We start from the raw sequence: 11,053 nt of genomic DNA, 5'->3' as shown, positions 1-11,053 counted from the left end.
GGGCCCGTTCTCCGCTCTGGGGGGGGGGGGGGGCCCCCCCCACGACGGTGCGACGGGCGGGGGGCCTCAGGGGGCCTTCGGCAGGGAGGGCAGGCCGGCCAGGTCGGGGGCCGGCAGTTCGCTGCCGACGAGCGTCGCGGCGACGGCGTTGACGAGCCCGGCCACGACGCTGTGGACGGCCGGGGCGACCTGGGCGCTCTCGCCGGAGGTGACGGCCTTGACCAGCCCGTCGGTGGCCTTCTCCAGGGCGGCCAGGGCCTCGGCCGTGAGGCCCTCGGACAGCTCGGTGCCGTCCTCCACGGGGGCGGGCAGCGTGCTGGCCTGCGGCAGGGGTGTGTCGGAGGACGTGGCGCCCGGCGTGGCCGTGGCGGCCGGGGCCGCGGCGGTCGCGTGGTCGATGGCGTCCTGCACCGAGGTGCTGAGCTCGGCCGCCTGGGAGTGCGGCAGCTGGCCGTCGTCCGCCTTGAGCACGGCGGTCAGCAGGTCGGCGACCGGGACGAGCACGCCGCCGAGGCCGCCCAGGCTCTCCACCTGGCCGAGCAGCTCGTCCGCGTCGGGGACGGGGGCGCGGGACGCGGCACGGGTGTGCTCCTGGGCCGATGCGCTGTCGGCGGCCACGGCCGCGGGCCCGGTCACCCCGAGCAGCAGCGTGGCGCAGAGCGCGGAGGTGGCGATTCGCCGTGCGGGCAGACGCATGGGGGTTCCTTTCGGTGGTGCGTCGGATCTTGTGCCCACCGTGCGAGGGGTCGCCACGCTCCGCAACCGAGCCAAACGCACCAGGTCAGCGCCATGTCCCCAGGTCCGCGGTGTCCCCCCTGGTGAGGCGGCGTGCGCGCGGCCCGTCCGGCCGAGCGCCCGCCCGCCCCCGTTCGGGGCAACGCGAACCGGCCGCTCTCCCGCGTGGTCCCACGGGAGAACGGCCGGTCAGGGTTTCGAGGCGACGTCAGTCGTTCTCGCACTCGTTGCCGAACGCCGGGTTCAGCAGGCCGATGATGTCGACCGTGTTGCCGCAGACGTTGACCGGGATGTGCAGCGGAACCTGGACGACGTTGCCGGACAGCACGCCCGGGGAGTGGGCGGCGGCGGCCTGCGCGCCGGCGTCGGCGGCGGCGATGCCGGTGCTGCCCGCGACAGCGGCAGCGGCAGCGGAGGTCAGGACCAGGCCCTTCGCGATACGCGACATGGAGAGGTGCTCCTTGGGGTTGACACAAACATCCGGGCGGATGCCCGGCGCTGTGTCAACGCGTGGCGTGGGCGCGAGTTGTGCCGCCAAAGGGGTGATCTGACCGGAGGAGCGGTCTTCACCATTCCGACACTCACGCCCGGTTTCGCAGGAAAAGTGCGGATAGCAACTAGAGTCGCACACCTCTCAACGCACCCCTACGGCAAGCAAATCGCACTCAGGGACGAGGGAGGACACCACGGTCCGCGAACCCCTCCGGTGCGGTGGTGACCAGGTGGCCGTCCGGCTCGTTTCCCAGCGGGACGCGGCATGCGCCGGCGTGCTCCGCGGCGCTGTCGGCACCCGGCAGTTCAGGCGCGTTCCCGCCGTCCCGAGCGCCATCCGTGAGCGAGGAAAACCGCGCATGCACCTGTCACCGACCGACCCTCCGCCACGGGTCCTGCACGTCACCCAACCCGTGGACGGCGGAGTCGCCCGCGTCGTGACGGACCTGGCCGGGGCCCAGCTGGCCGCGGGCCTGCGCGTCACGGTCGCCTGCCCCGACAGCCCCCTCGCGGCCCGGCTCGCGGACCTCGGCGCGGACGTACGGCACTGGGCGGCGACGCGTGCGCCGGGGCCGTCCCTGCTGGACGAGACACGGCGGCTCGCCCGTCTCGTCGCGGACGTACGGCCCGGTCTGGTGCACGCGCACAGCGCGAAGGCCGGGCTGGCCGGCCGGCTCGCCGTACGGGGACGGATCCCGACGGTGTTCCAGCCGCACGCCTGGTCGTTCGAGGCCGTCGGCGGCCCCACCGCGGCTCTCGCGCGCGGCTGGGAGCGCTGGGGTGCCCGGTGGGCGGCGCGGGTGGTGTGCGTGAGCGAGGCCGAACGCCGGCTCGGGGCGCGGGCCGGGATCCGCGGACGGTGGAGCGTCGTCCCCAACGGCATCGACGTCGAGCGTTTCCGTCCGGCCGACGCGGACGCCGTACGGGCGCGGCTGCTGCCGGACGCCGGGCCGCGCGGGCCGCTCGTGGTGTGCGTCGGACGGCTGTGCCGGCAGAAGGGGCAGGACGTCCTGCTGACGGCGTGGGAGCAGGTGCTGCGGCGGGTCCCCGGGGCGCGCCTGGTGCTGGTCGGCGACGGCCCGGACCACGGCCGGCTGCGGGCCCTGGCCCCCGGCTCCGTGCTGTTCGCGGGGGACGTCGCCGACGTCGTGCCCTGGTACCAGGCGGCGGATCTGGTCGTCCTGCCGTCGCGGTGGGAGGGCATGGCCCTGGCCCCGCTGGAGGCCATGGCGTGCGGGCGGCCGGTGGTGGTGACGGACGTGGGCGGGGCCCGCGAGAGCCTGCCGCCCGCCCTCGCGTCGCACTGCCTGGTCCCCGCCCTGGCCCCGGTGGCGCTGGCCGAGGCCGTCGCCGGGCTGCTGCTGGACCCGCCGCTGCGTGCCGAACTCGGCGACCAGGGCCGCCGGCACGTCCTGTCCACGCACGACGTGCGCCGCACGGCCCGGACGGTCGCGGACGTGTACCGCGAACTCCTGGCCTCGCACGCCGTGTCCACCGAGCGCAGGGAGTCTGTCGCCTCGTGACCGCGGAAAGCACCGTCCCCACGTCCACCGGTCAGCCACGGGAGTCCGGATTCCCGCCCGTGTCGGTCATGCCGCCGCGCGGCGCCGCGGCGGGCTTCCGCTTCCCCGACCGGCGGCCACCGGCCCGGACCGTGTCGCCGCTGCCGCTGCTCGCCGCGGACGGCACCGCCGCCGTGCTGGGCGGGCTCGCGCTCTCCGGCACCCAGCGCCACCCACTGCTGCTGGCGGTCCTCGTGGCCGCCTCGCTGCTGCTGCGCCCGCACCGGTCCGCGCGGGTGCCGGCGGTGCTGGACGAACTGCCCGCGGTGAGCGGCCGGATCGCGGTGGCCTGGCTGGCGCTCGCGGCGTTCGTGGCGGCGTACACCCCGCAACACGTGCTGTCCGCTTCGACCCTGCTCTCCGGTTTCCTGTTGCAGAGCGCGGTGAGCTGCGCGGGGCGCGGCGCGGTGCACGCGTGCCGGCGCGCCGAGCTGCTGCACCGGCCGCGGGCCGCGCTGGTGGTCGGGCCCGCCGGGACCGCGCAGCGGGTGGCCGCGGCCCTGCTGCGCCACCCCCGGGACGGGGTGCGGCCGGTGGGCGTCGTCACCGACGAGCCGGACGGCACCGGGGGTCTGCCCGTGCTGACCACCGGCGAGGAGGTCCAGCGGGCGCTCATCCAGAACGGGGTGCGCGAGGTGCTGGCCGTGCACCCCTCGGTGCGGGCCGGGCAGGGGCCGCTGCTGCGGGCGCTGGCCGAGTCGGGCTGCACGGTGTGGGAGGTCGACCCGGACGTGCCCGCCTACCGGACGGGGGACCGGCTCGCCGGGTTCCCCTGCCGTCGCCTGGACCTCGGGACGGGGCGGCGCGACAGGGCGGGCAAGCGGGCCCTGGACGTCGTGGTGTCGGGCGCGCTGCTCCTGCTGGTCAGCCCGTTGCTGCTGCTGTGCGCGGTGGTGCTGCGGCTGAGCGACGGGCCGGGGGTCGTCTTCCGGCAGGAGCGGATCGGCCGGGGCGGCCGGCCCTTCACGCTGCTGAAGTTCCGCACGCACCGGCCGGTCGACGCGCACGAGTCGGCGACCCGCTGGAGCGTGGCGAACGAACACCAGATGCCGTGGTTCTGCCGCTTCCTGCGCCGCACGTCCCTGGACGAGCTGCTCCAGTTGTGGAACGTGCTGCGCGGCGACATGAGCCTGGTCGGGCCGCGGCCGGAACGCCCGTACTTCGTGGCGAAGTTCGGCCAGACCCATCCGGGCTACGCCGCGCGCCACCGGGTGCGCACCGGCATCACCGGCCTGTCCCAGGTGCACGGGCTGCGCGGGGACACCTCGATCGAGGACCGGGCCCGGTTCGACAACGCGTACATCGACGACTGGTCGCTGTGGCAGGACGTCTGCATCCTGCTGCGGACGGCGGCCGCGCTCGTGCGTCCGACGGGGAGCTGAGCGCGGATGAACCGGGTCGGGGCCCACGCGCCCGTCGTCGCGCTGCTGGCCGTCGTGTTCCTGCTCGCGCTGCCGCTGGGGCCGGGCGGCGAGGGCGGTGCGGGGCCGGCCGACGCGGTGTCCGCGCTGGTCGTGCTGTTCTGCGTGGTCCGTCTCGTCCGGGAGCGGCGGCGGCCGCTGTCCCGGACGGCGGCCGTGGTGCTGGGACTTCCGGTGCTCGGTGTCGCCGTCGCCGCCGTGGGGGCGGTCTCGCCGGGCGAGGGCCTGATCGGCCTCGGACGCTATCTCCAGGTCTTCGTGCTGGTCCCGGCGGCCGTGCTGCTGCTGGTCCGGGACCGGGGCGACTTCCGGGTGCTGGCCTGGTCGTTCGTGGGGCTGGCGGTGTGGCAGGGGGCGGTCGGCGTCCACCAGTACGTGACCGGGACGGGCGCCTCGTACCAGGGGCGGCCGGTCCGGGCCGTCGGCACGTTCGGGGCGCAGGACGTGATGGGGATGGCCACGGTCGTCTCCCTGGGGCTGGTGTGCGCGGTGGGACTCGCGCTGGGCAGCGCGCCGGTGCGGCAGCGGGTCCTGGCCCTCGCCGGAGCGCTGGTCCTGATGGTGCCGCTCGCGCTGTCGTTCAGCCGCGGGGCGTGGATCGCCACGGCGGTGACCTGCTCCGCGCAGCTCCTGCTGGGCGGGGTGCGGCGGGCGGTCGCGACCGGGGCGGTGGTGGTGGCGGCGAGTGTGATCCTGGTCGGCGGCTTCGGGGTCGGCACGGCGATGCTGCAGGAGCGGATCAGCAGCATCACGCAGGTCGCCGACGCGCCCGACCAGTCGGTGACCGACCGGTACACCATGTGGGCGGCGGCGACCGGCATGTGGGGCGAGCACCCGCTGACCGGCGTGGGCCTGAAGGGCTTCCCCGAACACCGCGACTCGCACGCCTCCCTGGCCCTCTCGGCGGGCAGCGACACCGAGGGGGCGGGCGCGGCCTTCCGCAAGCAGCCGCTGCTCTCCCCCCACAACATGTACCTGCTGATCCTGGCCGAGCAGGGGCTGTTCGGTCTGCTGGCGCTCGCGGGGAGCTGGCTCGCCCTGCTCGTGTGCGGGCTGCGCGGGCTGTGGCGGACCCGGCGGACCAGCGCACCGGGCCTCGACTGCGGCCTGGTCGCCTGCGGCCTGCTGGTCTGGCAGCTGACGGACTTCGCCTACGCCGACATCGGCGGCCCGTCGACCGTGCTGACGGCGATGTGCTTCGGACTGGTCGCCTGGTGGGGCCTGGCGGGCACGGCCACCCCGGCGGTGGCCGGCCGCGGCCGGTCCGGCTCGGCCGGGCGGGGCATGGCGCGGGAGGCCCCGGCGCGATGACGGTGACACCCGAACAGACGAACACCGGCGGGGGGACGGCGGTCCCCCGGCCCACGACGTCGAAGGAGCCTCCGGTCGGCGAGAGGTCGAGCATCCCCTGGCCCGCGGCCGGCGACGCCAGGGCTTCGGCCCCCGGCCCCGGCGCCGCTCCCGGAGCGCCGGACGCCCCTGCGCGTCCCGAGCCCAGCGAACCGACGCCCTCCACCCCCGCGCGGCCCGTCCCTGAAGGCCCCGAGGGACCGTCCACCCCCCGACCGCCCTCCACCCCAACGCCCCACACTCCCGACGCCCCGGGCGCCCATGACGCCCCCGTCACCCGTGGGTTCCTGGCCCGGGCCACGCTCCTCACCGCGGTGCTGTCCATCGCCGGGGCCCTGCTCGGGCTCGTGCGGGATCAGGCCCTGGCGCGGATGTTCGGGGCCGGGAGCGCCACGGACGCGTTCCTCGTGGCGTGGACCGTGCCGGAGTTCGCCGCCACGCTGCTCATCGAGGACGGGCTGGCCATCGCGCTGATCCCGGCGTTCAGCATGGCCCTGGCCCGGCGGGCGCGGGGCGTCCCCGGCGATCCGGTCCGCTCACTGGTCGCCGGCACACTGCCCCGGCTGGCGCTGGCCTTCGCCGCCGTCGCCGCCCTGCTGGCCGCGTTCGCCCCGCAGGTCGTGCGGGTCCTGGCCCCGGGCCTGCCCGACCCCGCGCTCGCCGTGGACTGCACCCGGCTCACCGCCACCTGCGTGCTGACGTTCGGCCTCGCGGGGTACTGCAGCGCGGCTCTGCGCGCACACCGCCGGTTCCTCGCCCCGGCGGCCATCTACGTCGCCTACAACGCCGGCATCGTCACCACCGTCCTCGTGATGGGCCCGCGGTGGGGCGTGCGCGCGGCGGCGGCCGGGGTGGCGATCGGCGGCTGTCTGATGGTCGTGGCGCAACTGCCGGTGCTGTGGCGCCTGCTGCGGGCCCGTCCGGCGGCCGGGGCCACCGGCGCGGAGGGCGGCGGTCGTCCCATGGGGTCCGCCCTGCTCGCCGCCGTGCTGCTGTTCGCGCTGTGCAGGCAGTCCCAGGTGCTCATCGAGCGGTACCTCGGCTCCACCCTGCCCTCCGGTGCCATCTCGCATCTGAACTACGCGCAGAAGATCGCCCAGATCCCCATGACCCTGTCGCTGATGCTGTGCACGGTCACCTTCCCCTTGGTCGCACGGGCCCTGGCCGACGGGGACACCGAGCGGGCCCGCAGCCGGGTGGAGCGGGACCTGGCCCTGGTGGCGTGCGTGGTGCTGGCCGGCGCGGCCGTCGTCGTGGCCTGCGCCCCGCAGATCGTCGAACTGCTCTTCCAGCGTGGCGCGTTCACCGGCGAGGACACGGCCGCCACGGTCCGGGTGATGCGGGTGTACACCCTGGGGCTGCTCGCGCACACCCTGGTCGGTGCCCTGATCCGCTCGTACTTCTCGGCCGGCCGCGTCACCTGGTACCCGCTCGGCGCGATGGCCGTGGGTCTCGCCGTGACCGCCGGGACCGGTGCGGCTGCGGTGGGCCCCTGGGGCGTCATGGGCATCGCCGCCGCCAACGCCGCGGGCATCACCGTCACGGCCGCCCTGCTGCTCGCCGGCATGGGCCCGCGCAGCATTCCCGTCCGCATCCGGCGCGTGCTGGCCGGGCTGGCCAGGCCGGTGGGGGCCGCGGCGGTCGCGACCCTCGCGGGGGCGTGGGCCACCAGCCGGATCGACACGCCCGGCTCCCCCGTCCCCGCTCTCGCCGCCGGTGTGTGCACCGTCGGCGCCGTCTTCCTCCTGCTCGGCCGGGCCCTGGGCGACCAGGGCTGCGTCACCGCGCTGACCTTGCTCCGTTCCGTCTCACGAAGGCTCCCTCATGGCCGCTCCCGTTGACCTCCCGGACACCGCCCCCCGCACCAGACCCGGTCCGGCCCTGTTCGTCGCGATGTACCACTCCGTCGGCGACCCCACCGACGACCCCTACCGCATCACGGTCACGCCCGAGCGGCTGGACCGGCAGCTGCGCTGGTTCCGGCGGCGCGGGCTGCGCGGCGTGTCCATGGCCGAGCTGCTCGCGGCCCGGGCCCGGGGCGAGGGCCGTGACCTGGTCGGGCTGACCTTCGACGACGGTTACGCCGACTTCGTCACCGAGGCCCTGCCGGTCCTGCGCCGGCACGGCTGCGGCGCCACCCTGTTCGTGCTGCCGGGGCGGCTCGGCGGCGACAACGCCTGGGATCCGCTGGGCCCGCGCAAGCGGCTGCTGACCGCCGACGGCATCCGGCAGGCGGCCGCCGAGGGCGTCGAGATCGGCTCGCACGGCCTCACGCACGTCGATCTGACCAAGGCCGACGACGTCACCCTGAGGTCGGAGACGGAGGGCAGCAGGACCGTCCTCGCGGAGCTCATGGGCGTCGCGCCGGCCGGCTTCTGCTACCCGTACGGCACGGTCGACCGGCGGGCCGTGGACGCCGTGCGGGAGGCCGGCTACGGCTACGCCTGCGCCATCGACCCGGGGCCGCTCGGCGGCCCGCACGCCCTGCCCCGGGCGCACCTCGGGCAGAACGACACCTCCGTACGGCTGTTCCTGAAGTACCGGCTGCACCGGCTGCGCCGCCGACCCGTCGAGGAGCCGCGGTGAAGGCCCTGCACATCATCACCGGCCTCGGTGTGGGCGGGGCCGAGCAGCAACTGCGGCTGCTGCTGCGGCACCTGCCCGTCGACTGCGACGTGGTGACCCTGACGAACCCGGGCGCGGTGGCCGCCGGGCTGGCCGCCGACGGGGTGCGGGTCCTCGACCTCGGCATGGCCGGCAACCGCGACCTGGGCGCGCTGCCCCGCCTGGTGCGGGTCATCCGCTCGGGCGGCTACCAGCTCGTGCACACCCATCTCTACCGGGCCTGCCTCTACGGCCGGATCGCCGCGCGGCTGGCCGGGGTGAGGGCGGTGGTGGCCACCGAGCACTCCCTCGGCGACTCGCAGATGGAGGGCCGACCGCTCAACGCCGGGGTCCGGGCCCTGTATCTGGCGGGTGAGCGGCTCGGCCGGACCACGGTCGCCGTCTCCCCCACGGTCGCCGAGCGCCTGAAGCGCTGGGGCGTGCCCGGGCCGCGGATCGAGGTCGTGCCCAACGGCATCGACCTGGCCCGCTTCCGCTTCGACGCGGCCCGCCGCGAGGAGACCCGCCGCCTGCTCGGCCTGCCGGACGACGCGTACGTCATCGGCGCCATCGGCCGCCTCGCCCCCGGCAAGCGCTTCGGCACGCTGATCCGGGCGCTGGCGCAGCTCCCCGACGACCACTGGCTGCTGCTGGTCGGCGGCGGCCCGGAGGAGGACGTGCTGCGCCGCACCGCCCGGGCGGCCGGAGTCGCCGGCCGGGTGCTGTTCACCGGTGAACGCCCCTGCGTCCCGGACGGCACGCCCGGCCCCGACCTGCCGTCGCTGACCTGCGCGATGGACGTGCTCGCCTCCCCGTCCCCCGAGGAGGCCTTCGGCCTGGCGATCGTGGAGGCCCTGGCCTGCGGCCTGCCGGTGCTCTACGCCTCCTGCCCGGCCCTGGAGGACCTGCCCCCGTCCGCCGCGCCCGCTGCCCGGCGCGTCACCGGCGGCCCCGGCGCCTACGCCCGCGCCCTGGCGGACGTCCGCGGGCAGGGACCCGTGCCGCGTACGGCCCCGGACGCCGCCCGCCACTACTGCATCACCCGGAGCGCCGCCCGGCTCATGGACGTGTACGCCGCCGCGGTCTCCCGCCCCCTGTCCCCCTCCCTCCAGGAAGCCCGCACCTCATGACCGACACCCCCGCAAGGCAGCACCGCCCGGTCACCGCCCTCACCAAGACCCTGCCCCCCTGGTCCCTGATCGCGGCCGGGGCCGTGGCGGGCGGTCTGCTCGGCGGCACGTACGGCCTGGTCAAGACACCGTCCTACACGGCGACCAGCTATGTCGTCGCCGTGCCGACGGCGAGGTCCGACACCGCCACCGCCCTCGGTTTCGCCCAGGTCTACGGCCGGGTCGCTCCCCAGCTCGCGGTGCTGGGCGATGCGCAGGTGTGGGCGGGCGTGCCCGTGGAGACGCTGCGGGAGAGTGTCCGCACGGCGACCTCGCCGGACGCGCCGATGGTGTCGGTCACGGCCACCTCCTCCCGCCCCGACCTGGCCGCCGACATGGCCAACGCCGTGGCCCGGGCTCTGACCCGGCACGCGGGCGACACCGAGCGGTCCACGCACGTCGAACTCCAGCAGTTCGCCCGGGCGGTGGAGCCCACCGAACCGTCGTCCGCCCCGGCCCGGGTGACGGGGCTGGTCGGCGCGAGCGCGGGCGGTCTGCTGGGCGGGCTGGCGCTGCTGGTCCGGCCGCGGCGGCCGGTCGACCGCGCCGGGCGCCCGGCGGCCGTGCCCGGCCCGGCCCTCGCCGCCGACGCCCACGGACAGCTGTGACCTGCACCGCGGAACTCGTCACCGACGAGCGGGTGTTCGCGGGCCTGGCCGCCGAATGGCAGCGGCTGCACCGGCGGTGCGCGTCAGCCACCCCGTTCCAGAGCCACGCCTGGCTGCACTCGTGGTGGCAGTCCTACGGCGGGCGCGGCCGGCTGCGGCTGGTGCTGGTGCGGCACGACGGCGAACTCGTCGCGGCGGCGCCGCTGATGCGCGTACGGCGTCCCCTCCCGGCGCTGGTGCCGCTCGGCGGGGCGATCTCCGACTACGGGGACGTGCTGCTGGACGACGAGCACGGCGAGGAGGCGCTGGCCGTGCTCACCGGCGCGCTCGCCGCCGCCGCCCGGGCCGCGCTGATCGACCTGCGCGAGGTGCGGCCGGGCGGCGTGGCCGAGCAGGTCTACGCACGGTGGTCCGGGCCCCGCCGCCGGGTGGGCGACTCGGTGTGCCTGGAACTGCCGGCCGCGCCGATGGCCGAGCTGATCGCCCGGCTGCCGTCGAAGACCCAGCAGCGGCTGCGCGCCAAGCTGCGCAAGCTGGACGCGCTCGGCATCCAGCGCCATGTCGTCTCCCCCGGGGAGGTCGAGACGGCGCTGCTGCGGCTGCTGGAGCTGCACCGGTTGCAGTGGCAGGGGCGGAAGGTGACGCCGGAGCACCTGCGGGCACGGTTCCGTGAGCACCTGGTGCGCTCGGTCGGGCCGATGGTGCGCTCGGGCGACGCGGTGGTCACCGAGTTCCGGCTCGAGGACGAGGTGGTCGCGGTGGACCTGACGCTGCTGTCACCCCTGCTGGCGGGCGGCTACCTCTACGGCGCGCATCCCCGGCTGCGTGAACGCAAGGCGGACGTGGCGGCGATGCTGCTCGACTCCACCGCCACGCACACCAAGGACGGCACGCCCGGCACGCTGAGCCTGCTGCGCGGCAACGAGCCGTACAAGCACCACTGGCGCCCGCGAGCGGTGATGAACCAGCGGCTGCTGCTGGCCCGGCGGCGTACGGCACCGCTGCTGACGGTCGCGCTGTGCGACGCGGCCGCCCGGCGGCGGGGCAAGGAGCTGCTGCGGCGCCTGCGGGAGCGCGACCGCGGCGGCGGGCCCTGACCGGGCCCGCCGCCG

10 protein-coding genes are annotated in these 11,053 nt (G+C 76.2%); 8 read left to right on the top strand and 2 right to left on the bottom strand.

Features of this window, described 5'->3' with window-relative positions; genetic code table 11:
* Positions 1-66 precede the first annotated feature (66 nt).
* On the bottom strand, positions 67-696 hold the full coding sequence (locus AB0I06_RS29500; protein WP_363121877.1) for a hypothetical protein: 630 nt from the start codon (positions 694-696) through the stop codon (positions 67-69).
* A 247-nt stretch (positions 697-943) separates the two neighbouring features.
* Positions 944-1,183 (bottom strand): chaplin ChpG, encoded by a 240-nt coding sequence (gene chpG / locus AB0I06_RS29495; protein ID WP_062926927.1) that lies wholly within the window; start codon positions 1,181-1,183, stop codon positions 944-946.
* Positions 1,184-1,586: 403 nt separating this feature from the next.
* Here chpG and AB0I06_RS29490 point away from each other — a divergent pair, with 403 nt between their 5' ends.
* The 8 genes from AB0I06_RS29490 to AB0I06_RS29455 are packed head-to-tail and all read left to right on the top strand — an operon-like array spanning position 1,587 to position 11,038.
* Complete coding sequence (locus AB0I06_RS29490; RefSeq protein ID WP_363121876.1) at positions 1,587-2,750, top strand: glycosyltransferase; 1,164 nt, start codon at positions 1,587-1,589, stop codon at positions 2,748-2,750.
* Entirely contained in the window at positions 2,747-4,171 is a 1,425-nt protein-coding gene (locus tag AB0I06_RS29485) for a sugar transferase (RefSeq protein WP_363121875.1), read from the top strand. The genes AB0I06_RS29490 and AB0I06_RS29485 overlap by 4 nt, the downstream gene beginning before the upstream one ends.
* Positions 4,172-4,177: 6 nt before the next feature.
* Complete coding sequence (locus AB0I06_RS29480) at positions 4,178-5,521, top strand: O-antigen ligase family protein (RefSeq protein ID WP_363121874.1); 1,344 nt, start codon at positions 4,178-4,180, stop codon at positions 5,519-5,521.
* On the top strand, positions 5,518-7,401 hold the full coding sequence (locus tag AB0I06_RS29475) for a lipid II flippase MurJ (RefSeq protein WP_363121873.1): 1,884 nt from the start codon (positions 5,518-5,520) through the stop codon (positions 7,399-7,401). Before AB0I06_RS29480 ends, AB0I06_RS29475 begins: the two co-directional genes overlap by 4 nt.
* Entirely contained in the window at positions 7,385-8,146 is a 762-nt protein-coding gene (locus tag AB0I06_RS29470; RefSeq protein ID WP_363121871.1) for a polysaccharide deacetylase family protein, read from the top strand. Before AB0I06_RS29475 ends, AB0I06_RS29470 begins: the two co-directional genes overlap by 17 nt.
* Positions 8,143-9,294, top strand: coding sequence for a glycosyltransferase (locus AB0I06_RS29465; protein WP_363121870.1), 1,152 nt, complete (start codon positions 8,143-8,145; stop codon positions 9,292-9,294). Before AB0I06_RS29470 ends, AB0I06_RS29465 begins: the two co-directional genes overlap by 4 nt.
* A complete protein-coding gene (locus AB0I06_RS29460) occupies positions 9,291-9,941 on the top strand; it encodes a lipopolysaccharide biosynthesis protein (RefSeq protein ID WP_363121869.1) in 651 nt (216 codons plus the stop codon). Before AB0I06_RS29465 ends, AB0I06_RS29460 begins: the two co-directional genes overlap by 4 nt.
* Positions 9,938-11,038, top strand: a complete 1,101-nt coding sequence (locus AB0I06_RS29455; protein WP_363121868.1) for a GNAT family N-acetyltransferase — start codon at positions 9,938-9,940, stop codon at positions 11,036-11,038. The genes AB0I06_RS29460 and AB0I06_RS29455 overlap by 4 nt, the downstream gene beginning before the upstream one ends.
* Positions 11,039-11,053 lie beyond the last annotated feature (15 nt).

The sequence above is a fragment of the Streptomyces sp. NPDC050674 genome (assembly GCF_040654575.1).
Classification (GTDB): Bacteria; Actinomycetota; Actinomycetes; order Streptomycetales; family Streptomycetaceae; genus Streptomyces.
Note: the sequence above shows the minus strand (reverse complement) of the source record. Positions and strands in the feature narration are given on the sequence as shown.

What these genes read in the sequence shown, in the direction of transcription:
- AB0I06_RS29490 (WP_363121876.1), top strand. Translation starts at nt 1,587, where the DNA reads ATGCACCTGTCACCGACCGACCCTCCGCCACGGGTCCTGCACGTCACC.
- AB0I06_RS29480 (WP_363121874.1), top strand. Translation starts at nt 4,178, where the DNA reads ATGAACCGGGTCGGGGCCCACGCGCCCGTCGTCGCGCTGCTGGCCGTC.
- AB0I06_RS29500 (WP_363121877.1), bottom strand. Translation starts at nt 696, where the DNA reads ATGCGTCTGCCCGCACGGCGAATCGCCACCTCCGCGCTCTGCGCCACG.
- AB0I06_RS29470 (WP_363121871.1), top strand. Translation starts at nt 7,385, where the DNA reads ATGGCCGCTCCCGTTGACCTCCCGGACACCGCCCCCCGCACCAGACCC.
- AB0I06_RS29475 (WP_363121873.1), top strand. Translation starts at nt 5,518, where the DNA reads ATGACGGTGACACCCGAACAGACGAACACCGGCGGGGGGACGGCGGTC.
- AB0I06_RS29460 (WP_363121869.1), top strand. Translation starts at nt 9,291, where the DNA reads ATGACCGACACCCCCGCAAGGCAGCACCGCCCGGTCACCGCCCTCACC.
- chpG (WP_062926927.1), bottom strand. Translation starts at nt 1,183, where the DNA reads ATGTCGCGTATCGCGAAGGGCCTGGTCCTGACCTCCGCTGCCGCTGCC.